Raw genomic sequence first — 20703 nt, 5'->3', positions numbered from 1 at the left:
ACGCCGACGGGCCGCCGCGCGAAGAGCCTCGATACCGATTACTTCAAGGGCATGTATGCCACGGAGTCGGATCCGTGGCGCTTCGCCACGAGCGCCTATGAGCGCGACAAGTATGCGGCCACGCTGGCGGCCCTGCCGCGGGCCCGCTACGCGTCGGGCCTCGAGGTCGGCTGCTCGATCGGCGTGTTCACGCATCAGCTTTGCCCCCGGTGCGACGCGCTGATCGGGCTCGACGTTGTGCCGTCCGTCCTGGACGACGCCCGGGCGCGCTGCGCCGATTGCCCGAACGTGCGCTTCCAGCTCGCGGCCGTCCCGGGCGCATGGCCGGACGGGCGGTTCGACCTGATCCTGATCTCCGAGGTCGCCTATTATCTCGACCGCGCCGACCTTGCCCGGCTGGTCGCCCGGGTGGCGGGCTCGGTGCTTCCCGAAGCGGACATCGTGCTGGTCCACTGGCTCGGCGTCACCCATTACCCGCTCTCCGGCGACGAGGCGGCGGAAGGCTTCATCGCGGGCGCCCAAGGTTTTGCGCGGGTCCTGAAGCAGTCGCGAACCGCCGAGTATCGGCTGGACGTCCTGCGGGCGTTCAAGCCCGCTCCCTGACAGGTGTGATCGCGCGCGGCCCCGGCCTCACCGCGGCGGCGCCCTGCGCGCCGTCGTCCGCTCCCGCGCCGTCGCGATGCCGTACACGAGGAGGCCGGCCAGCATCAGTGCGAGCCCCGCAAGGGACTGCAGCGGCCGGACGGTCACGAGGTGGACCAGCATGAACAGCGTCACCGACAGGAAGATCATCGGCGTCACCGGGTAGCCCCAGGCCCGGAACGGCCGCGGCAGGTCGGGCCGGGTGATCCGGAGCTTGATCAGCCCGATCACGGTTAGGAACGAGCACAGGATCAGGCTGAACTGGATGAAGTCGAGCACCGCCTCGAAGCTCTGGGTGAACAGCAGGATGGTGGCGATGCAGGCCTGAAGGAGAAGCGCTGCGCCCGGCACCCCGCGCCGCGAGCGCCGGGCGAACAGGCGCAGCAGAGCCACGTCCTCGCCCATCGCGACGGTGACGCGCGGGCCGATCCACATCATCGCGCCGATCGTCGGGATCAGCCCGGCGCAGATCAGCCCGCCCACGATGCGGCCGCCCACATCGCCGAAGACGTGACGGCCGGCGATCACGGCGACCTCGACCTGACCGGCGAGTTCGGCGGCGGGCGTCGTGTAGAGGAACACCGCGTTCAGCGCGATCGAGAGCGCGACGACGAGGCCGGTCCCGAAGAACAGCGCCCGCGGCAGGCTGCGCGGCGGGTCGGCGAGTTCGCCGACGATGTAGGTCGCGGCGTTCCAGCCCGAATAGGCGTACATCACGAAGACGAGGCTGATCGCGAAGCTGGCGCTGACGACCTGCGCCGGATCGAACGAAGCGGGCGAAAAGCCGATCGCCTGGCCGCCCCCACACGCGAAACCCGCCCCGATGAAGGCGACGATCAGCGCCAGCTTCAGCAGCGTGAACCCGATCTGGAACGCGCTGCTGTGGCGCGTACCCCGCAGGTGGACCAGCGAGACGATCCAGATCGCCGCGAGGCCGAGCAGGAGCGGCGGCGCCCCGGGCAGCACCGCCTTGCCGTACTGGCCGAGCGCCATGGCGGCGAGCGCCACCGGCGCGGCGAAGCCGACAGTGCCCGAGAGCCACCCGGCCATGAACCCGATCGCCGGGCTGTAGATCTGCGTGAGGAGGTTGTACTCGCCGCTGGAGCGGGGAAACATCGTGGCGAGTTCGGCGTAGCAGAGCGCCCCGCACAGCGCGACCACGCCCCCGACGAACCACAGCAGCAGCAGCGTGAAGCCGGACGGGATGTCGGCGACCTGGAAGCCGAGGCTGGTGAAGACGCCGATGCCGATCATGTCGGCCACGACGATGGCCGTCGCCGCCAGCGTGGAGACGGTCGGGGCGGCTTTGGCAGCGCCGGATCGGTCGGTCATGACGTCGGCCCGTCGCGGCCAGCCGCCGGGACGGGGGGCCTCGGCGCACGACCGGACCGCGTCGGCACGGTCCCGCCATCACCGTGCTAGCCGCGTTGCGAATCGCAGTCACGCGGATGCAGGCCCCGAAGGTGCCGAGGCGTCCGTTTGCCGCGCGCAGAGGGCTTCGCGGTCGGTGCCGCGCTGCCGACGGAAGGACTGGAAATTCAAGTCCCGCATCGTATGGATCTGTGGGAGCTGTTTCGAGTGGTGCCGCTGTCGCGCACCATGAGCGAGGCGCCGCTGCCGGAACGATCCCCCGCCGCCGACGCGCGGCCCTCGCCGACGGATATGACGCTATGAGCGACACCCACGACCGGACCGCGCTGGTGACGGGGGCGGCCCGCGGCATCGGACTTGCTGCCGCGAGCCGGTTCCTCGCGGACGGGTGGCGCGTCGCCCTCCTCGACATCGACGGCCCGGCCGTGGAGGCCGCCGCCGCCGGGCTCGGCCGGCCGGAGGCTGTGCTGGCTGTCACCGCGGACGTCTCCGACCCGCAAGCGGTCGCAGGCGCGATGCGGCAGGTCGCCGACCGGTTCGGGCGGCTCGACGCGCTGGTCAACAACGCCGGCATCGCGATCTTCAAGCCGCTGATGGAGACCACGTTCGACGATTGGTCGCGGGTGCTCGCCGTGAACCTGTCGGGGCCGTTCCTGTGCACGCAGGCGGCCGTCCCGCTGCTCGCCGAACGTGGCGGCGCGATCGTGAACATCACATCGATCTCGGGCCTGCGCGCCTCGACGCTGCGGACCGCCTACGGCACCAGCAAGGCGGCGCTGGCCCAGCTCACGAAGCAGCAGGCCGTCGAGTTGGCGCAGTTCGGGATCCGGGTGAACGCGGTCGCCCCGGGGCCGGTGGACACCGCGATGGCCAAGGCGGTCCACAGCCCGGAGATCCGCGCCGACTACCACGATGCCGTCCCCCTCGGGCGCTACGGCCTGGAGTCGGAACTCGCGGAGGCGATCGTGTTCCTCTGCTCCGAACGGGCCTCCTTCGTCACCGGCCAGCAGCTCGCCGTCGACGGCGGCTTCGAGGCGACCGGCATCGGCCTCAAGACCCTGCGCGGCGAACGGGGGGACTGAGCGGCACCCCCGGCCCTCTCGCCGCGGGGGCGGCGTCGCCCAGTCGGGCCGGCCCGGTGGTCTGCGGGACGTCCTTCGGGCAACGTCTTGGCCCCGTGAGGACCCCGTCTGTCGCAGCGCATCAACTTCGGATAAAATCTACACGCATGCCGAGGTGCCGATGCCCGATCCGACGTCTCCGTCCCCCGCCACCGATCGCCTGCGCCACAAGACCGTCTCGGCCGCGGTCACGGAATCGCTGCGTCAGCGCATCCTGAACGGTGAGTTCGCGCCCGGGATCCAGCTGCGCCAGGACGCGCTGGCGGAGGAGTTCGGCATCAGCCGCATCCCGGTCCGGGAGGCGCTGCTGCAACTGGAGGCGCAAGGGCTGGTCAAGATCGTGCCGCATCGCGGGGCGGTGGTGGCCGGCCTGTCCGTCGAGGAGGTGGAAGACATCTTCCGCCTGCGCGAACAGCTCGAACCGCCGCTGCTGGCGCTCTCCGCACGCCGCTTCGGGGCGGCGGATTACCGGAGGCTGCGCAGCCTCACCGACGGGTACGGCGCGGCCCTCGAGGCCGGCCAGGTCGATCGGTGGGGCGAGCTGAACCGAAGCTTCCACCTCGATCTGCTGCGCTACGCCGATCGCCCCCGCTCGCTCAGCATCGTCTCCGCCCTGCTGCAGGATTGCGACCGCCCGACGCGGCTGCAGCTGTCCGCTTCCGGGGACACCGCGCGTGCCGATCACGAGCACACACAGATCGTGGCGCTCTGCGAGGTGGGCCGGATCTCCCAGGCGGCCGAACTCTTGCAAGCGCATATCGCGCACGCCGCCGTATCGCTGGTGGCGATCTACCGGAACGCCCAGGCCGGGTGAGCCCGCCAAGGCGCGGATGTCGCCACACAGGATGCTTGACGCGGATGCAGATTTTATACAATCTACAGCAATGGAGCCGGCGAGGGTGTCGTGGCTGAGCACGCATTGGTGACGGAAGGGCTGACCAAGGCGTTCGGAGGCTTCACCGCCGTCCGGGACGTCGACTTCGCGGTCCGCCGTCACGCCATCCACGCGCTCATCGGCCCCAACGGCGCCGGCAAGACCACGTTCTTCAATCTGTTGACCAAGGTCCACACGCCGACCGGCGGACGCATCCTCTACGAAGGCACCGACGTCACGCACGAGAGTTCGGCGGCGATCGCCCGGCGGGGAATCGTGCGCTCGTTCCAGATCTCGGCGACTTTCCCGCACATGAGCGTGCGTGACAATGTCCGCGTCGCGCTCCAGCGGCGATTGGGGACGCAATATTGGTTCTGGCGCTCGATTCGCTCGTTGTCCGTGCTCGACGACGAGGCCATGGCGCTTCTGTCCGATGTCGGCTTGGCGGATTACGCAGACACCAACGCCGCCGATCTCTCCTACGGGCGCAAGCGCACCCTCGAGATCGCCACGACGCTCGCCCTCGATCCGCCCCTCCTCCTCCTCGACGAGCCGACCCAGGGCATGGCCCTCGACGATGTCGACCGGATCAAGCGGCTGATCCGGCGGATCGCCGTGGGCCGCACCATCCTGATGGTCGAGCACAACATGTCGGTGGTGGCCGACCTCTGCGACGCGATCACCGTGCTCCAGCGCGGCGAGATCCTCGCCCAGGGCAGCTACGCCGAGGTCTCCAACGATCCCGGCGTAAAGGCGGCCTATCTCGGAGGCGGACATGCCTGAGGTAGATTTGCCCGAAGCCGCCATCGCCCTGGAGATCCGCGGGCTCGAAGCCTGGTACGGCGAGAGCCACGTCCTGCACGGGATCGACATCACGGTGCGCGAGGGCGAGTGCGTGACCTTGCTCGGCCGCAACGGCGCTGGCCGCAGCACCACGCTCAAGGCCATCCTCGGCCTGACCGATCGGCGCGCCGGCTCGGTGCGGGTGCGCGGGCAGGAGACGATCCGGCTCAGCACGCACCGGGTCGCCCGGCTCGGCCTCGGCTACTGCCCGGAGGAGCGCGGCATCTATCGCTCGCTCACGACCCAGGAGAACCTCACCCTCCTGCCCCGCCTCGGTCCCGGCGGAATGTCGGTGGCCGAAGTGCTGACGCTGTTCCCGAACCTGGCCGAGCGGGCCGACAGCGGCGGCGGCCGCCTCTCGGGCGGCGAGCAGCAGATGCTCGCGCTCGGCCGCATCCTGACCACGGGCGCCCGCATCCTGCTGCTGGACGAGATCACCGAGGGCCTCGCCCCGGTCATCGTCGAGGCGCTCGGCCGGGCGGTGGCCCTGCTCAAGAGCCGTGGCTTCACCATCGTGCTGGTCGAGCAGAACTTCCACTTCGCCCGGCATCTCGCCGACCGCCACTACGTGATCGAGCACGGGCGGGTCGCGGCCGAGATCCCGGCGGACGCGGTGGCGTCACGGGAGGCCGAGGTCGGGCGCCTGCTCGGCCTCTGAGCCTCATCCCGAAAGGTGCTGCCGGCTTTCGGAAAACGACGATGCGCAGACAAAGCTCCGGCAGGGGCGAGTAGTCCGGACGAACAGGAGGCGGGAACATGCGGTCACGGTTCATCGGTTACGTTCTCGGCGCGTCGCTCGCGTCGGCTCCCCTGTCGATCCCCTTGCCGGCGCTCGCCGCCGAGGCGATCAGCGACGGCGTCGTCAGGATCGGCATCCTCAACGATCTGTCGGGCATCTATTCCGACTTCACCGGGCGCGGCTCGGCGGTGGCGGCGCAGATCGCCATCGACGAGATGGGCGGCAAGGTGCTGAACGCCCCCGTCGAGCTCATCGCGGCCGACCACCAGAACAAGCCCGACATCGCCGCCAACCTCGCCCGGGAATGGTTCGACCAGGGCAAAGTCGACATGATCGCTGACTTCCCGACCTCCTCGACCGCGCTTGCCGTGATGGAGATCGCCAAGCAGAAGAACCGGGTGACGATGCTCTCGGCCGGGGTCGCCATGGCGGCGATCAACGAGAAGTGCTCGCCGCTCAACGCGCAGTGGATGGTCAACACCTACGCGCTCGCGGCCGGCACCGCCAAGGCGCTGCTGAAGACCGGCCGCAAGACCTGGTACTTCGTCACCGCCGACTACACCTTCGGCCATTCCCTCGAGAAGGACGCCTCCGCCATGGTGGAGGCCGAGGGCGGCAAGGTGCTGGGCGTCTCGCGCCACCCGTTCCCGGGGGGCGACTTCTCCTCCTTCATGCTGAAGGCGCAGGGGAGCGGCGCGCAGGTGATCGCGCTCGCCAATGCCGGCAGCGACACGATCAACGCCGTCAAGCAGGCCGCCGAGTACGGCATCGGGCGCGGCGACAAGCAGGTGATCGCCCCGCTGCTCACCTACATCACCGACGTTAAGAGCCTCGGGCTGGCCAAGGCCCAGGACATGTACCTCACCGAAGCCTTCTACTGGGACTACGACGACCGCTCGCGCGCCTTCGCGGAGAAGTACTTCGCCAAGATGAAGCGCATGCCGAGCGCGTCGCAGGCGGCGGTCTACTCGGCCGCACTCAGCTACCTGAAGGCGATCGAGGCGGCGAGCACCGACGAGGCCGGCGCCGTGATGGGCAAGCTGCGCACCATGACCATCGACGACGCGGTGATCCGCAACGGCAAGCTGCGCACCGACGGCGCCCTCGTCCACGACATGCTGCTCCTGCAGGTGAAGAAGCCGGCGGAATCCAAGCGCGACTGGGACTTCTACAACGTCCGGGCGGTCCTGAAGGGCGACGACGTGTTCCCGAAGCCCTCCGATGCCTGCCCGCTCAACGCCAAGGGCTGAAGCAATATCGCGCAAGGGCGCGCACCGGCCTCCGGGATGGCGCGCGTCCCCTCCCCGGTGTGGCAGCGGACTACAGAGGGTTGCATGGCGGGCGCGGTCACATCGTCGCCCGTAGAAAGCGAAGGTCCCTTCTCCCGAGCGGGAGAGGGACAGGGTGAGGGATGCGACATCTCCGGAAAGACCTGGCCCCTCACCCCAACCCTCTCCCGCTCGGGAGAGGGGGCACGTCGAGCCCTGCAAGAGCGACCGTGTCTCGACCCTGCGTAGCCGTAGCCCTGGTGGCGCATCCCCGAAAAGACCGTCCGACCCCTCCAACCCGCCGGTGACCCCACGATGGACATCACCTTCCAGGCCTTCATGGCCCAGCTCACCATCGGCCTGATCGGCGGCTGCTTCTATGCCCTGCTGAGCATGGGGCTCGCGATCATCTTCGGGCTGCTCAACATCATCAACTTCACCCACGGGGCGCAGTTCATGATGGCGGCGTTCCTGGCCTGGATCGGGCTGACCCAGATCGGGCCCTGGCTCGGCTATCCCGATTTCCAGATCAGTTTCTGGGTCGCGCTGGTTCTGGCTCCGCTCTGCGTCGCCCTGTTCGGCATGGTCATCGAGCGCACGCTGCTGCGCCGGCTCTACCATCTCGACCACCTCTACGGCCTGCTCCTGACCTTCGGGGTGGCGCTGGTGATGGAGGGGGGCTTCCGATACGTGTTCGGCGTCTCCGGCCAGGGCTACGAGCCGCCGGAGATCCTGCAGGGGCCGGTCGATGTCGGCTTCATGCTGCTGCCGAAGTACCGCGTCTTCGTGGTCGTGGCCTCGCTGCTGATCTGCTTCGGCACCTGGTACCTGTTCGAGCGGACCAAGCTCGGCGCCTACCTGCGCGCCGGAACCGAGAACCCGCGCCTGCTCCAGGCCTTCGGCATCAACGTGCCGGTGATGATCACCCTGACCTACGGGTTCGGCGTGGCGCTGGCCGGCATCGCCGGGGTGCTGGCCGCGCCGATCATGCAGGTGACGCCGCTGATGGGCGGCAACCTGCTCAACATCGTCTTCGCCGTGGTGGTGATCGGCGGCCTCGGCTCGATCCTCGGCGCGATGATGACCGGCCTCGCCCTCGGGCTGATCGAGGGGCTGACCAAGGTGGTCTACCCGGAGGCCTCGACCGTGGTGGTCTTCGTCATCATGGCGCTGGCCCTGCTGGTGCGCCCGGCCGGCCTGTTCGGCCGCGAAGTCTGAGGGGAGCCGATGTCGAACACCTTCAAGATCGTCCTCGTCCTGGTCGCGCTCGCCCTCGCCGTCCCCTTCGTGCCGGGGCTGATCTACCCGGTCTTCGTGATGAAGGTGATGTGCTACGGGCTGTTCGCCTGCGCCTTCAACCTGCTCCTGGGCTTCACCGGGCTCGTGTCCTTCGCGCACGCCGCCTTCCTGGGCAGCGCCGGCTACGTCACCGGCGCCCTGATGATCCGCTTCGGCAACCACCCGCTGGGGATGCCGGCGGCCTTCGTGGCGGGCGTCGCCGCGGCGGCTCTGGTCGGCTTCGCCATCGGCGGCCTCGCGATCCGGCGGCGGGGCATCTACTTCGCGATGATCACCCTGGCGCTCTCGCAGATCGTCTATTTCCTGGCGGTGCAGATCCGCTGGACCGGCGGCGAGGACGGGCTCCAGGGCATCCCGCGCGGCAGCCTGTTCGGGCTCGACCTCACCTCCGACACGGTGATGTACTACGTGACGCTGGCGCTGTTTTCGGCGGGCTTCCTGTTCGTGGACCGCGTGGTCCACTCGCCCTTCGGCCAGATCCTGCAGGCGGTGCGGGACAACGAGGCGCGGGCGACGTCGCTCGGCTACGACACCGACCGCTTCAAGCTCCTGGCCTTCGTGATCTCGGCGGCGGTCGCCGGCTATGCCGGGGCGATGAAGGCCCTGGTGTTCCAGCTCGTCTCCCTCAACGACGTCTCGCTGCACACCTCCACCGAGGTGGTGCTGATGACCCTGCTCGGGGGCGTCGGCACGATCTTCGGACCGCTGCTCGGGGCCGGGCTCGTGGTCGGGCTGCAGAACTACCTCGCGACCATCGGCGACCTCGTGACCGTGGTGATCGGCCTGATCTTCATCGTCTGCGTCTCGTTCTTCCGGCGGGGCGTCGTCGGCGAGTTCTTGCACTTGCGCCGCCGCCGGGCCGAGCGGGGCAAGACGCGCCCGGTCCCGACCGCCACCCGCGCACCCGCCCCGGCCGCCGAGGCGGCCTGAGCCGCGCCTCCTGCCCCGACGGGCAGGCCGATTTCGCCGCCGCGCCGTGCCAGGCGTGGGCGAAGCCATGGCCGCGCGACCCGAGCGCGGCACTGTTCAAACCGTTGACACAAAAGGAAATTCGACCATGTGGACCGGTGTCATCCCCGCCGTCACGACCAAGTTCAAGCCCGACGGCAGCCTCGACCATGCCGAGATGGAGCGCTGCTTCAGCCTCCAGATGGACGCCGGATGCGACGGCATCATCGTGTGCGGCTCGCTCGGCGAGGGGCCGATGCTGACCCAGGACGAGCGCATCGACGTGCTCAAGCGGGCTCAGTCGGTCACCAAGGGCAAGCCGACCCTGCTGACCGTGTCCGAGGCGGGCACCCGCGAGGCCTGCGACCTCGCCGCCAAGGCGGCCAAGGCCGGCGCCAGCGGCCTGATGGTGGTGCCGAGCCCGATCTACCACACCGATCCGGCCGAAACGGTCGAGACCCTGCGGGCCGTGGCGGCCGCGGGCGACCTGCCGGTGATGATCTATTCCAACCGCGTCGCCTACCGGGTCGACGTCACGCCCGAGATCATGGAGGAACTGGCCGCGGATCCGCGCTTCGTGGCCATCAAGGAATCCTCCGACGACATCCGCCGCACCACCGAGATCATCAACCGGCTCGGCGACCGCTACGCCGTCCTCACCGGCGTCGACAACCTCGCCCTGGAAGCGCTCGCGGTCGGCGCCTGCGGCTGGGTCGCCGGCCTCGTCTGCGCGTTCCCGGCGGAGACGGTCGCGATCTACCGGCTGATGCAGGTTGGGCGCACCCAGGAGGCGCTGGCGATCTACCGCTGGTTCCGGCCGCTCCTCGACCTTGATGTCTCGACCTACCTGGTCCAGAACATCAAGCTCGCCGAAGCCCTCGCGATCAACTCGACCGAGCATGTGCGCGGTCCGCGCAAGCCCCTGTCCGGGGCGCGGCGGGCCGAGGTCGAGGCGATCGTGCGCAAGGCGATCGAGAGCCGCCCCGCCCTGCCCGCAATCGCCTGATCGCGGGCGGCGGGACCCGGGTTCGGCTCAGCGGCCGATCCCGGTTCCGCCGCCGATCGGGGCGACCGCGTTCGGCCCGGTGTTGGGGGCCGGCGTCGCGGCCTGATTCCGCTGGATCTCCATCCGGAGCGTGTTGCCCTGCGTCGTCTGCTCCTGGCGCAGGGACCGCAGCTGGTTGTTGTTTTCCATGGACTGGTTCGCAGCGTTGGGATTGTTCTGCTGCACCTGGGACAGGACGGGGGTCGCGAGAAGCGGCGACAGGCAGAGGCCGGCGAGGAGGATGGCGCGCATGGTCAACTCGGGCGATCGATGGGGTTACCGGTTCGACGCGCGCGTCCGCCGCCAAGTTCCGCCGATCTGAAGCCGTCTGGCCGGCGGCGCCTTCGCGGGACACCGCTCAGCAGCCGATGCAGACCCGCGGATCCCATTTCGGCAGAGGCTTCAGCGGTGGCAGCACCCTCTGGACGGGGGCCGAAATGGTCACGCTCTGCTTGGGAAGCACGACCGCGGTGGTCCGCCCGTCAGGGGCGGCGACCGCGATATCCTGAGCCGGCTCGCCCCCGGCGGGGCGGGCGATACTGCCGGTCAGATCGCGATCCACCGCCCGGGCCGAGCCGAGGCTGAGCGAGACGGCGAGGCCGGCGGCGACGAGGCGGATGACGGTCACGGGAAACTCCGCCGGCACAACGGTATGCGGGAGGCGGGGTTCGATCGCCCGTCCCGGTCTGCCGGGCGGTGTATCGCGTTCCGATCCCGGCGTCCGCCGTGACGGCGCCGCGCGTCGTGTCAGGATCGTCGCGGGCGTACCGACGAGGCCGGCAGGATCGTCGCGTGCCAGCGGTTGTCGTCCTGAGGCACCCACGGCCGCTCGACCGGGTGTTCGGGCAACCGGTACTCGACGCGGATCGGCCCGACCGGTAGCCCGCCCTGCAGCGCGAGTGTCTGCGGCGGCGGGCGTTTCGCCAACCGGACCGGGAGCGCCCCCGCCGCGAGCCGGCGCCGGTCGTGCCGATGAAGCCGGGCGTAGCGCTTGCGCATCTGGACAAGTCGTATTTGGGCGAGCCGCATCTTGGCGCGTCGCGATTGGGCGAGCCGCACCTTCGCCCGAGGCCGCCCCGAGGCCGTCGCGAGGCGGGTCGGGCGCTGCGCCAGCTTAACCAGGCTCGGCTTGTCGTAGCTGACCGGCGCGACGCGGTTGGCCACCGTGATGCAGCCGGTGCAGATCGAGCCCGAAAGCTGCTGCCACCTCTGTTGCTGTCGCTCCGCGATGAGCGCGCTGCGATCGACCGGCGGGCGGGGTTGTTCCGCGCTTCGGCCCGCGGGAACGGCCGCAACGATCGAAGGCGACAGGACGGCGAAAGCAGCAAGCGCCGCCATCAGGGAATGTGCAACGCTCTTCATGACCCATCTCGGCGGCTGTCCGGAGCCGCCAAGCTTCTCGTTGCCGTGCGGGCGCCGCCGAGCAAACCGTTTTCTTGAAGAGTCGGTATTCAATACGCAGGTCGCGAGCCCGGTCTTGGACCGGCCCTGCCGGCGATGCTTCCGTCCGGACGGGTTGAGCGGACCGAGATTATCGCGTGATTTCCCGTTATCTACAAGTATTGTTTATTTATTTAGAAGTCTCAATTGGCCATGTGGGTTGGACATATGGCTTAATCCGTGGTTAACATAGGGTCCTACGGCGGTGATTAGGGCTGCGGCATCGCATCAGGGCGATCATGATCAATGTTAAGCGGATTGCGGTCCTAGGCATGCTGCTGTCGGCGGGAGCGTGCTCGCGCCTGCCGAACGTGCCGACGGCCTACAGCGCGTTGCCGCGCACCCCGGCGTCCGTCGCCGCGGTGCCGGTGGTCGCAACCCCGGAGGCCCCCGCCGAGGCGGTCGCCGCCCTGCCGCGCATCGTCATACCGGGGACCATGACGATCCCGGTCCCGGCGTTCGAGCCGCGGGGCCTGAACCCGGGCGCAGCCCTGGACTCGTCCCGGCGCAGCCGCCTGGCTTGGGAGGCGTTGCGCCCCGCCGACCTCCTGAGGCCGCCGGTCCTGGCGGCGGGCCGGTCGGCCCCGTCGACGATCCCGGCGCAGACCTACGACCGCGACGCGGCGATGGAGCGTCTCCTGAAAGGCGGCCACGCGGCCGCGAGCGGGATCTGCTCAGGCTGCTGAGCCTGCGACGCCGCGCGGGGCATGGTTAGCCGACGGCTTCCGAAGGTCCTGCCGGTTTACGCGCCGTTAATATGTCGTCCCCAAGTTGCAGCGAGCGACCCGAGGGAGGCGTGGCATGGGTGTCTTGAAGGCTGAAGACGAGCAGGCTGTCGATCGCCTGACCCTGCGGCTCCTCCAGGACGCCTATTGCGACCTCGCGGCCGTGCTCCGCGGGGCCCAGCCCGCGGCGGCCGCGGCCATCCTCGCCGTCATGGAACAGCGCGTCACCGACGTCCTCACCCGGATCTGCCAGCAGGGCTCGGAGGGTCCCGCCTCGGCGGGCATCGCGATCGCCGTCGGCGAACGGGTCGGCGAGATCATGGATCAGGCCCATGGCCGCGATGGGCAGGCGGCGCTGGCGGCCTGAAGCCGGCTCATCGCAGCGCGGGCCCACCTGAAGGTCCGCAAAGATCCTTCGGCCATTGCCAGCGCCGTCATTGCCGGACCATCCTGCCGCGGATGCGTCCGCCCGTCCCCCTGTCCGCCGTCCGGATCTTCGAGGCCGCCGCGCGGCGGCGCTCGTTCAAGGCGGCGGCGGGCGAGCTGAACCTGTCGCCGAGCGCGGTCAGCCACGCCGTCCGCAAGATGGAGGAGACGCTCGGCGTCGCCCTGTTCGAGCGCAACGGGCAAGGCATCACGCCGACCCCGGCCGGGGAGGCCCTGTGCGACCATGTCGGCCGGGCCTTCGCGGAGCTGAACCGCGGCCTCGACCTCGTGGCGAACCGCGGGCCGCAATTGCTGCGCCTGCACTGCGCCCCGAGCTTCGCCGCGCAGTGGCTCGTCCCGCGGCTGGCGCGTTTCCTCAGCGAGCATCCGGGCTTCGAGGTTCGGCTGGCCGCCGGCATGGACTACGCCCGCTTCATCACCGACGAGTTCGACGCCGACATCGTCTACGGGCCACCCCGGGGCGAAGGCCTCGTCCGCATGCCGCTCGGGCTCGAGACGGTGACGCCGCTCTGCGATCCCGAGCGTGCCGCCCGGATCGCCGGCCCCGCCGACCTGTTCGCGCAGACGTTGATCCAGAGCGACAACAAGCAGGTGCGCTGGACCCATTGGTTCGAGCGCAACCGGCTGGCCGCGCCGCCCACTGCCGCGATCCGCTTCGACCGGAGCTTTTTGGCCCTGGCCGCCGCCGCAGACGGGCTCGGCGTGGCGCTCGAGTCGACCCGGCTCGCCGAGCGGGAGATCGCCGCCGGCCGCCTGGTCGCGCCGCTCGCCGGGCGGGCGGAGGACATCGGCTACGTCGGCCACCATTTCGTCTGCCCGGCCGATGCCCGCCGCCGGGCGCCGCTGCGGGTCTTCGCCCGCTGGCTCGCCCGGGAACTCGGGATCGATCTCGCCGCCGAGCTGGCCTGACACGCACCCGCAGGTGAATCCCATTCATCTGCGGGTGCAGGATTCGCGTTTGTCGCGGCCGGTCTCACCGGGCCAATGTCGCCCCAACGAACAAGACGCGAGGAAACGTCACCGCGAGGCCGCCGATCTCCGGATCGCGGTCGCCGGCCGGCTTCAGCCTCCGTCGCGACGACAGGCTTCGATCCCGCACGCGCGCGGATCGCCGGGAGGGTCCCATGCTGTTGAACGATCGGGTCTGCTTGATCACCGGGGCGGCCTCCGCCCGCGGCATCGGCAAGGCCACGGCGCGCCTGTTCGCCCAGTACGGCGCCCGCATCGCCGTGCTCGACCTCGATGCCGGCCAGGCCGAGGACGCCGCCCGCGACCTCGGCGCCGGCCATGTCGGCCTCGCCTGCGACGTGACCGACCGGGCCGCCTGCTCCCGGGCCGCCGAGGAGATCGTGGCCCGACTCGGGCGCATCGACGTGCTGGTCAACAATGCCGGCATCACCCAGCCGCTCAAGATCATGGATATCGCGCCGGAGAACTATGACGCGGTCACCGACGTGAACCTGCGCGGCACCCTCTACATGAGCCAGGCCGTGATCCCGGGGATGCGCGGCCAGGGCTCCGGGGCGATCGTGTGCATGTCCTCGGTCTCCGCCCAGCGCGGCGGCGGCATCTTCGGCGGCCCGCATTACAGCGCCGCCAAGGGCGGCGTGCTGGGCCTCGCCAAGGCGATGGCCCGGGAACTCGGCCCCGACGGGATCCGGGTCAATTCCGTGACGCCCGGCCTGATCCAGACCGACATCACCGGCGGCAAGCTCACCCCCGAGCTCAAGGTCGAGATCGCCAAGGGCATCCCGCTGGGGCGCCTCGGGGTGGCCGACGATGTGGCCAACGCCTGCCTGTTCCTGGCCTCCGACCTGTCCGCGTACATCACCGGCGCGGTGATCGACGTGAACGGCGGCATGCTGATCCACTGAGGAGCACGCCATGACGTCTCCGTCCCCGACCGAACGGCCCCGCGCGGGGTCCAACGTCCCGCTCGGCGAGCGCGCCTACCACATCCGCCGCCATGCCCTGCGCATGGGCGAGGTCCAGGGCCAGGGCTACATCGCCCAGGCGCTGGGCATCAGCGACGTGCTGGCGGTGAGCTACTTCCACGCCATGACCTACCGGCCCGAGGATCCCGAATGGGAAGGCCGCGACCGGTTCCTGCTGTCGATCGGCCACTACGCTATCGCCCTCTACGCGGCGCTGATCGAGGCGGAGATCATCCCGGAGGACGAGCTGACGAGCTACGGCGGCGACGACAGCCGCCTGCCGATGTCGGGCATGGCGGCCTACACGCCCGGCATGGAGATCACCGGCGGCTCGCTCGGCCACGGGCTCGGGATCGCGGTCGGCATGGCGCTGGGCCTGAAGCGGAAGGGCTCGAAAAACTTCGTCTACAACCTGTTTTCCGACGGCGAGCTCGACGAGGGCTCGACCTGGGAGGCCGCCATGTCGGCGGGCTCGTTCAAGCTCGACAACCTGATCGGCCTCGTCGACGTGAACGGCATGCAGGCCGACGGCGCCTCAACGGGGGTGCTCAATTTCGAGCCGCTGGCCCCGAAATTCGAGGCGTTCAACTGGTTCGTGCAGCGGGTCGACGGCAACGACATCGACGCGCTGGTGACGGCCTTCGACGCCGCCCGGAACCACCCGGGGCCGCAGCCCCGGATCATCATCTGCGACACGCGCATGGCCAAGGGCGTGCCGTTCCTGGAAGCACGTGAGCGCAACCACTTCCTGCGCGTCGAGCCGGACGAGTGGCAGCGCGCGCTGGCGATCCTGGACGAAGGGAGGGTGCGGTGAGACGCTCGAAATACGAGAAGCCCGCCCCGCGGGAGGGCGGCAGCCTCAAGACCTCGGCGATGATCGCCTCGCTGGCCGCCCCCGGACAGCGCACCAAGGCCGCGCCGTTCGGCCACGCCCTGGTCGAGCTCGCCAAGACCCGGCCCGACATCGTCGGCCTGTCGGCGGACCTGTCGAAATACACCGACCTGCACATCTTCGCGCAGGCCCATCCCGAGCGGTTCTACCAGATGGGGATGGCCGAGCAGCTCCTGATGAGCGCGGCGGCCGGGCTCGCCCGCGAAGGCTTCACGCCGTTTGCCACCACCTACGCGGTGTTCGCGGCGCGGCGGGCCTACGACTTCATCTGCCTGGCGATCGCGGAGGAGAATCTCGACGTCAAGATCGCCTGCGCCCTGCCCGGCCTGACCACCGGCTACGGCCCGAGCCACCAGGCGACGGAAGACCTCGCGATCTTCCGCGGCATGCCCAACCTCACGATCATCGACCCGTGCGACGCCCACGAGATCGAGCAGGTCGTGCCGGCCATGGCCGCCCACAAGGGGCCGGTCTACCTGCGGCTCCTGCGCGGCAACGTCCCGCTGGTGCTCGACGAGTACGGCTACACGTTCGAGCTCGGCAAGGCCAAGACGATCCGCGACGGACGCGACGTGCTCGTTGTCTCCTCCGGTCTGATGACCATGCGGGCGCTGGAAGTGGCGGACGCTTTGCGCGACGACCGGATCGACGTGGCGGTCCTCCACGTGCCGACGATCAAGCCTCTGGACGAGGCGACCATCCTGCACGAGGCCCGACGTGGCGGACGCCTCGTGGTGGTGGCCGAGAACCACACGGTGATCGGCGGTCTCGGCGAGGCGGTGGCGGGCGTGCTGATGCGCAACGGAACGATGCCGGAGCGCGGCTTCCGCCAGATCGGCCTGCCGGACGAGTTCCTGGATGCCGGCGCCCTGCCGACGCTCCACGACCGCTACGGGATCTCGGCGGCCGCCATGGCGCGGAGCATCCGCGGATGGCTGTGAGCCGCCTCGCCTTCGTCGGCCTCGGCGCCATGGGCCTGCCGATGGCGGGCCACCTCGTCGCCGCGGGTTTTTCCGTCCGCGGCTACGACATCCGGGCGGAGAGCCGCGCGGCGCTGGTGGCAGCAGGCGGCGCACCGGCCGAGACCCTGGCGCAGGCGGCGGACGGCGCCGACGCGCTCCTGCTGATGGTGGTGAACGCCGCCCAGGCCGAGGACGTGCTGTTCTCACACGGCGCCCTCGACGCACTCGCGCCCGACGGGATCGTCGTGCTGATGGCGACCTGTCCGCCGGGGGCCGTGGAGGCCATCGCGGCGCGCGTCTCGGCCACCGGCCGCCGGTTCGTGGACGCCCCGGTCTCGGGGGGCGTCGTCGGGGCCAAGGCCGCCAAGCTCACGATCATGGCCGCGGCCCCGTCCGCGACGCTCGCGGAGATCCGCCCGGTGCTCGATGCGCTCGGCGACCGGATCTTCCCTGTCGGCGAGCGGCCGGGCCAGGGCGCCACCGTCAAGGCCGTGAACCAGCTCCTGTGCGGCGTCCACATCGCGGCCGCCGCCGAGGCGATGGCCCTGGCCGGGCGGGTCGGGGTCGATCTCGCGGTGGTGCTGGAGATCCTCTCGGGCTCCTCGGCATCGAGCTGGATGCTGCGCGACCGCGGCCCCCGGATGCTGGAGGCCGAGCCGGAGGTCACCAGCGCGATCGACATCTTCGTCAAGGATCTCGGCATCGTGCTGGAGGCCGGCCGCAGCGCCGGCGCGGCCCTGCCGCTCGCGGCGCTGGCCCATCAGCTCTTCGTCTCGACATCGGGCCGCGGCGACGGCGCCGCCGACGACAGCCAGGTGGTGCGCGCCTATCGCGCCCTCAACGGGGACTGAACGGGCGGGCACGGGAGCGGTGAAGTGTCGGCGTTCGTGCGCCGCCACGGCTTGTCCCCGCGCCGCTGAGCCTGGATGATCGGCGCCGGAGCAAGAGACGGCGCGTGAGACGCACAGAAGCGGTCCCCCGGATACCAGTACCGGGCCGCGAAGACTGAAGGGACGCACGAATCCACACGACCGGATAACGGCGGGGATCGCGCGGCTCGGGACGACCCAGGGAGTGAAATCATGCGCGACACGCGTTTCAGCCGCCGCAGCCTGCTCGTGGGCGCGACCGCCGTGCCGGTCTTCGGCATCCTGACCCGGCGCGGGCAGGCGGCCGAGTTCTCCTACAAGCTCGCCACCGGCCAGGACCCGACCCACCCGGTCAACGTCCGGGCGCAGGAAGCCCTCGACCGGATCCGCGAGGCGACCGGCGGGCGCCTGGAGATCAAGCTGTTCCCGGCCAACCAGCTCGGCTCCGACACCGACCTGCTGGCGCAGGTGCGCAACGGCAGCGTCGAGTTCTTCAACCTCGCGACCTCGATCCTCGCCACCTTCGTGCCGGCCGCGAGCCTTCCCAACACCGGCTTCGCGTTCAAGGATTACGACGCGGTCTGGTCGGCGATGGATGGCGGGCTCGGCGCCTACGTCCGGGCCGAGATCGCCAAGACGCCGATCCTCACCGTCTCGAAGGTCTGGGACAACGGCTTCCGGCAGATCACCTCCTCGACCCGCGAGATCAAGACGCCCGAAGACCTGAAGGGCTTCAAGATCCGCGTGCCGCCGGCGCCGATGCTGACCTCGCTGTTCAAGGCGCTCGATGCCGGCGCGGCGCCGATCAATTTCAACGAGCTGTACTCCGCGCTCCAGACCAAGGTGGTCGAGGGGCAGGAGAATCCGCTTGCCATCACGGCGACGGCCCGGCTCTACGAGGTGCAGAAATCCTGCAGCCTGACCGGGCACGTCTGGGACGGCTACTGGATCCTGGGCAACAAGAAGGCTTGGCAGCGCCTGCCGGAGGATCTGCGCCGGACCGTTTCGCATGAATTCGACCGGTCCGGCACCGACCAGCGCGCGGATGTGGCCAAGCTCAGCCTGTCCCTGCGGGAGAGCCTTGCCGCCAAGGGCATCAGCTTCGTCGACGTCGACCGCGCGCGGTTCCGCGAGGCGCTGGGCCGGACGAGCTTTTACCGCGACTGGAAGGCCAAGTACGGGGATGCGGCGTGGGCGCATCTCGAAGACGTCTCCGGCAAGCTGACCTGAAGGACGACCGGCATGCAGATCGATATCGCGGCCGTCGAGAGCGCGGCCGGGCTTGAGCTGGCGGGGCCGCCGCTCCGCGCCAGGACCTGGCTGCGCAAGCTGGACGTGGCCCTCGGCTACCTCGTGGAGATCCCGGCGGCGCTGCTGGTTCTGGCCGAGATCGGCGTGCTGTTCGGCGGCGTGGTCAGCCGCTACGTGTTCCGCGAGCCGCTGGTCTGGTCGGACGAGTTGGCCGCGATCCTGTTCCTGTGGCTCGCCATGCTGGGCGCCGTGGTCGCGTTCCGCCGCGCCGAGCACATGCGCATGACCGCCATCGTGGCGATGTGCGGCCCGCGCCTGCGCGCCTTCCTAGAGACGGTCGCCCTGGTGGCCGGCCTGATCTTCGTGGCGCTGGTGCTGGAGCCGGCCTTCGAATTCGCCAGCGAGGAGACCTTCGTCCAGACCCCCGCGCTGGAACTCAACAACGCCTGGCGGGCCGCCGCCCTCCCGATCGGCTTCGGCCTCATGCTGCTGGTCGCCGTGATCCGTCTCCTGGAATCCGCCGACTGGCGGCTCACCGTCGGGGCGCTGGCGCTCGGCGGCGGCATCGCGGCTGGGCTCATCGCGCTCCAGCCCTGGCTCATGGGGCTCGGCAACCTCAACCTGCTGCTGTTCTTCGTCCTCGGGGTCGGCGCCCTGGTCTTCTCCGGCGTGCCGATCGCCTTCGCGTTCGGTCTGTCCACCTACGCCTACATCACGCTCACCACCAACGCCCCGTCGATGGTGGTGGTCGGGCGGATGGACGAGGGCATGAGCCACCTGATCCTGCTCGCGGTGCCGCTGTTCGTGTTCCTCGGCCTGCTGATCGAGATGACCGGCATGGCCCGGGCGATGGTCGGGTTCCTGGCCTCACTGCTCGGTCACGTCCGCGGCGGCCTGCACTATGTGCTGGTCGGCGCCATGTACCTCGTCTCGGGCATCTCCGGCTCGAAGGCCGCCGACATGGCCGCGGTCGCGCCCGTGCTGTTTCCCGAGATGAAGGCGCGGGGCGCCAAGGAGGGCGACCTCGTGGCGCTGCTCGCCACCACCGGCGCGCAGACCGAGACGATCCCGCCCTCGATCGTGCTGATCACCATCGGCTCGGTCACCGGCGTGTCGATCACGGCCCTGTTCACCGGCGGCCTGATGCCCGGCCTGGTGCTGGCCGTGACTCTCTGCGTGCTGGTCTGGTGGCGCTACCGCCGGGAGGACCTGAGCCACGTCGCCCGGCCGTCGCGGAGCGTGATCGGCCGGGCCCTCGTGGTGGCGGTGCCGGCCCTGGCGCTGCCCTTCGTGATCCGCTTCGCGGTGGTCGAGGGCATCGCCACCGCCACCGAAGTCTCGACCATCGGCATCGTCTACGCGGTGCTGGCGGGGCTCCTGATCTACCGCCAGTTCGACTGGCGGCGGCTCTACCCGATGCTGGTGATGACCGCGACCCTGTCGGGGGCGATCCTGCTGATCATCGGCGCGGCCACCGGCATGGCCTGGGCGCTGACCCAGTCGGGCTTCTCGCAGACGCTGGCGGTGGCGATGAAGAGCCTGCCCGGCGGCCCCGTGGGCTTCCTGTTCGTGTCGGCCGGCGCCTTCATCGTCCTGGGCTCGGTGCTGGAGGGTATCCCGGCGATCGTGCTGTTCGGCCCGCTGCTGTTCCCGATCGCCCGGCAGGTCGGCGTCCACGAGGTGCACTACGCGATGGTGGTGATCCTCGCCATGGGCATCGGGCTGTTCGCCCCGCCCTTCGGGGTCGGCTACTACGCCGCCTGCGCGATCAGCCGGATCCACCCGGACGCGGGCATGCGCCCGATCGTCGGCTACATCCTGGCCCTGCTGATCGGCCTCGTCGTCATCATCCTGGTCCCCTGGTTCTCGATCGGGTTCCTCTAAAACCGGGGATCCGAAAGGTCCGAGACCCAGCCCTTTCAAGGTGTTTGGCTCGGGCCTAACTCGTTGCGATGACGCAAGCATCGGACGGATCGGGTTGCCCGTGGCGGGCTGTCCTGGAGCGGTTTGAGCAGAAGGCGCCAGCCAGCGTG

23 protein-coding genes are annotated in these 20703 nt (G+C 69.9%); 19 read left to right on the top strand and 4 right to left on the bottom strand.

The features are described from left to right. The first annotated feature begins 51 nt into the window (after nucleotides 1–51). A complete protein-coding gene (locus FV233_RS15375) occupies nucleotides 52–603 on the top strand; it encodes an SAM-dependent methyltransferase (protein ID WP_238259781.1) in 552 nt (183 codons plus the stop codon). A 27-nt stretch (nucleotides 604–630) separates the two neighbouring features. Here the strand turns inward: FV233_RS15375 and FV233_RS15370 are convergent, their stop codons facing one another. After that, entirely contained in the window at nucleotides 631–1974 is a 1344-nt protein-coding gene (locus tag FV233_RS15370; protein WP_147897956.1) for an amino acid permease, read from the bottom strand. A gap of 147 nt (nucleotides 1975–2121) precedes the next feature. On the opposite strand from FV233_RS15370, the gene FV233_RS15365 reads away from it, so the two are divergent. The 9 genes from FV233_RS15365 to FV233_RS15320 all read left to right on the top strand — a co-directional run bounded on the left by FV233_RS15365 (nucleotide 2122) and on the right by FV233_RS15320 (nucleotide 10111). Beyond that, nucleotides 2122–2316 carry a hypothetical protein gene (locus tag FV233_RS15365; protein WP_147858045.1) on the top strand — a complete coding sequence of 65 codons (195 nt, stop codon included), beginning with the start codon at nucleotides 2122–2124 and terminating at the stop codon, nucleotides 2314–2316. Continuing rightward, on the top strand, nucleotides 2313–3095 hold the full coding sequence (locus FV233_RS15360; protein ID WP_147897955.1) for an SDR family oxidoreductase: 783 nt from the start codon (nucleotides 2313–2315) through the stop codon (nucleotides 3093–3095). The genes FV233_RS15365 and FV233_RS15360 overlap by 4 nt, the downstream gene beginning before the upstream one ends. A 160-nt stretch (nucleotides 3096–3255) precedes the next feature. Beyond that, nucleotides 3256–3948, top strand: a complete 693-nt coding sequence (locus tag FV233_RS15355; RefSeq protein ID WP_147855728.1) for a GntR family transcriptional regulator — start codon at nucleotides 3256–3258, stop codon at nucleotides 3946–3948. 90 nt (nucleotides 3949–4038) lie between these two features. Continuing rightward, the gene (locus FV233_RS15350; protein WP_147855729.1) at nucleotides 4039–4791 is read left to right on the top strand and encodes an ABC transporter ATP-binding protein; all 753 of its coding nucleotides are present in this window, start codon (nucleotides 4039–4041) and stop codon (nucleotides 4789–4791) included. Next, nucleotides 4784–5509, top strand: a complete 726-nt coding sequence (locus tag FV233_RS15345; RefSeq protein ID WP_187278119.1) for an ABC transporter ATP-binding protein — start codon at nucleotides 4784–4786, stop codon at nucleotides 5507–5509. The genes FV233_RS15350 and FV233_RS15345 overlap by 8 nt, the downstream gene beginning before the upstream one ends. 98 nt (nucleotides 5510–5607) lie before the next feature. Continuing rightward, nucleotides 5608–6840, top strand: a complete 1233-nt coding sequence (locus tag FV233_RS15340) for an ABC transporter substrate-binding protein (protein WP_147897954.1) — start codon at nucleotides 5608–5610, stop codon at nucleotides 6838–6840. A gap of 333 nt (nucleotides 6841–7173) precedes the next feature. Continuing rightward, nucleotides 7174–8076, top strand: coding sequence for a branched-chain amino acid ABC transporter permease (locus FV233_RS15330; protein WP_147855732.1), 903 nt, complete (start codon nucleotides 7174–7176; stop codon nucleotides 8074–8076). Nucleotides 8077–8085: 9 nt separating this feature from the next. Further along, entirely contained in the window at nucleotides 8086–9087 is a 1002-nt protein-coding gene (locus FV233_RS15325) for a branched-chain amino acid ABC transporter permease (protein ID WP_147897952.1), read from the top strand. Nucleotides 9088–9214: 127 nt separating this feature from the next. Further along, the gene (locus FV233_RS15320; protein WP_147897951.1) at nucleotides 9215–10111 is read left to right on the top strand and encodes a dihydrodipicolinate synthase family protein; all 897 of its coding nucleotides are present in this window, start codon (nucleotides 9215–9217) and stop codon (nucleotides 10109–10111) included. 27 nt (nucleotides 10112–10138) lie between these two features. On the opposite strand, the gene FV233_RS15315 is transcribed toward FV233_RS15320, so the two are convergent. From FV233_RS15315 to FV233_RS15305, 3 genes are all read right to left on the bottom strand, one after another. Continuing rightward, on the bottom strand, nucleotides 10139–10402 hold the full coding sequence (locus FV233_RS15315; RefSeq protein WP_147897950.1) for a hypothetical protein: 264 nt from the start codon (nucleotides 10400–10402) through the stop codon (nucleotides 10139–10141). 106 nt (nucleotides 10403–10508) lie between these two features. After that, nucleotides 10509–10778, bottom strand: a complete 270-nt coding sequence (locus FV233_RS15310) for a hypothetical protein (protein ID WP_147897949.1) — start codon at nucleotides 10776–10778, stop codon at nucleotides 10509–10511. A 119-nt stretch (nucleotides 10779–10897) separates the two neighbouring features. Next, nucleotides 10898–11605, bottom strand: a complete 708-nt coding sequence (locus FV233_RS15305) for a hypothetical protein (protein ID WP_147897948.1) — start codon at nucleotides 11603–11605, stop codon at nucleotides 10898–10900. A gap of 257 nt (nucleotides 11606–11862) precedes the next feature. On the opposite strand from FV233_RS15305, the gene FV233_RS15300 reads away from it, so the two are divergent. From FV233_RS15300 to FV233_RS15260, 9 genes are all read left to right on the top strand, one after another. After that, nucleotides 11863–12276, top strand: a complete 414-nt coding sequence (locus FV233_RS15300; RefSeq protein WP_147857359.1) for a hypothetical protein — start codon at nucleotides 11863–11865, stop codon at nucleotides 12274–12276. A gap of 115 nt (nucleotides 12277–12391) precedes the next feature. Then, entirely contained in the window at nucleotides 12392–12682 is a 291-nt protein-coding gene (locus tag FV233_RS15295; protein ID WP_147897947.1) for a hypothetical protein, read from the top strand. 92 nt (nucleotides 12683–12774) lie between these two features. Beyond that, on the top strand, nucleotides 12775–13671 hold the full coding sequence (locus FV233_RS15290; RefSeq protein WP_147897946.1) for a LysR substrate-binding domain-containing protein: 897 nt from the start codon (nucleotides 12775–12777) through the stop codon (nucleotides 13669–13671). 215 nt (nucleotides 13672–13886) lie between these two features. Further along, a complete protein-coding gene (locus FV233_RS15285) occupies nucleotides 13887–14636 on the top strand; it encodes an SDR family oxidoreductase (RefSeq protein ID WP_147897945.1) in 750 nt (249 codons plus the stop codon). Between the two features lie 10 nt (nucleotides 14637–14646). Further along, the gene (locus FV233_RS15280) at nucleotides 14647–15510 is read left to right on the top strand and encodes a transketolase (protein WP_187278118.1); all 864 of its coding nucleotides are present in this window, start codon (nucleotides 14647–14649) and stop codon (nucleotides 15508–15510) included. Beyond that, a complete protein-coding gene (locus FV233_RS15275; protein WP_147855001.1) occupies nucleotides 15507–16529 on the top strand; it encodes a transketolase family protein in 1023 nt (340 codons plus the stop codon). The genes FV233_RS15280 and FV233_RS15275 overlap by 4 nt, the downstream gene beginning before the upstream one ends. Continuing rightward, entirely contained in the window at nucleotides 16520–17401 is an 882-nt protein-coding gene (locus FV233_RS15270; protein WP_147897944.1) for an NAD(P)-dependent oxidoreductase, read from the top strand. The genes FV233_RS15275 and FV233_RS15270 overlap by 10 nt, the downstream gene beginning before the upstream one ends. 231 nt (nucleotides 17402–17632) lie before the next feature. Then, the gene (locus tag FV233_RS15265) at nucleotides 17633–18649 is read left to right on the top strand and encodes a TRAP transporter substrate-binding protein (RefSeq protein WP_147897943.1); all 1017 of its coding nucleotides are present in this window, start codon (nucleotides 17633–17635) and stop codon (nucleotides 18647–18649) included. 12 nt (nucleotides 18650–18661) lie between these two features. After that, nucleotides 18662–20554, top strand: a complete 1893-nt coding sequence (locus tag FV233_RS15260; protein ID WP_147855519.1) for a TRAP transporter large permease subunit — start codon at nucleotides 18662–18664, stop codon at nucleotides 20552–20554. Nucleotides 20555–20703: the final 149 nt, after the last annotated feature.

The organism is Methylobacterium sp. WL7, from assembly GCF_008040085.1.
Classification (GTDB): domain Bacteria; phylum Pseudomonadota; class Alphaproteobacteria; order Rhizobiales; family Beijerinckiaceae; genus Methylobacterium; species Methylobacterium mesophilicum.
This window is presented reverse-complemented; position numbering and strand designations above follow the sequence as displayed.

Excerpts from the sequence above, each read along its gene's own strand:
- FV233_RS15375 (WP_238259781.1), top strand. The coding sequence starts at position 52 with ATGTATGCCACGGAGTCGGATCCGTGGCGCTTCGCCACGAGCGCCTAT.
- FV233_RS15370 (WP_147897956.1), bottom strand. The coding sequence starts at position 1,974 with ATGACCGACCGATCCGGCGCTGCCAAAGCCGCCCCGACCGTCTCCACG.
- FV233_RS15360 (WP_147897955.1), top strand. The coding sequence starts at position 2,313 with ATGAGCGACACCCACGACCGGACCGCGCTGGTGACGGGGGCGGCCCGC.
- FV233_RS15355 (WP_147855728.1), top strand. The coding sequence starts at position 3,256 with ATGCCCGATCCGACGTCTCCGTCCCCCGCCACCGATCGCCTGCGCCAC.
- FV233_RS15345 (WP_187278119.1), top strand. The coding sequence starts at position 4,784 with ATGCCTGAGGTAGATTTGCCCGAAGCCGCCATCGCCCTGGAGATCCGC.
- FV233_RS15340 (WP_147897954.1), top strand. The coding sequence starts at position 5,608 with ATGCGGTCACGGTTCATCGGTTACGTTCTCGGCGCGTCGCTCGCGTCG.
- FV233_RS15330 (WP_147855732.1), top strand. The coding sequence starts at position 7,174 with ATGGACATCACCTTCCAGGCCTTCATGGCCCAGCTCACCATCGGCCTG.
- FV233_RS15325 (WP_147897952.1), top strand. The coding sequence starts at position 8,086 with ATGTCGAACACCTTCAAGATCGTCCTCGTCCTGGTCGCGCTCGCCCTC.
- FV233_RS15320 (WP_147897951.1), top strand. The coding sequence starts at position 9,215 with ATGTGGACCGGTGTCATCCCCGCCGTCACGACCAAGTTCAAGCCCGAC.
- FV233_RS15315 (WP_147897950.1), bottom strand. The coding sequence starts at position 10,402 with ATGCGCGCCATCCTCCTCGCCGGCCTCTGCCTGTCGCCGCTTCTCGCG.
- FV233_RS15300 (WP_147857359.1), top strand. The coding sequence starts at position 11,863 with ATGCTGCTGTCGGCGGGAGCGTGCTCGCGCCTGCCGAACGTGCCGACG.
- FV233_RS15295 (WP_147897947.1), top strand. The coding sequence starts at position 12,392 with ATGGGTGTCTTGAAGGCTGAAGACGAGCAGGCTGTCGATCGCCTGACC.
- FV233_RS15290 (WP_147897946.1), top strand. The coding sequence starts at position 12,775 with ATGCGTCCGCCCGTCCCCCTGTCCGCCGTCCGGATCTTCGAGGCCGCC.
- FV233_RS15285 (WP_147897945.1), top strand. The coding sequence starts at position 13,887 with ATGCTGTTGAACGATCGGGTCTGCTTGATCACCGGGGCGGCCTCCGCC.
- FV233_RS15280 (WP_187278118.1), top strand. The coding sequence starts at position 14,647 with ATGACGTCTCCGTCCCCGACCGAACGGCCCCGCGCGGGGTCCAACGTC.
- FV233_RS15270 (WP_147897944.1), top strand. The coding sequence starts at position 16,520 with ATGGCTGTGAGCCGCCTCGCCTTCGTCGGCCTCGGCGCCATGGGCCTG.
- FV233_RS15265 (WP_147897943.1), top strand. The coding sequence starts at position 17,633 with ATGCGCGACACGCGTTTCAGCCGCCGCAGCCTGCTCGTGGGCGCGACC.
- FV233_RS15260 (WP_147855519.1), top strand. The coding sequence starts at position 18,662 with ATGCAGATCGATATCGCGGCCGTCGAGAGCGCGGCCGGGCTTGAGCTG.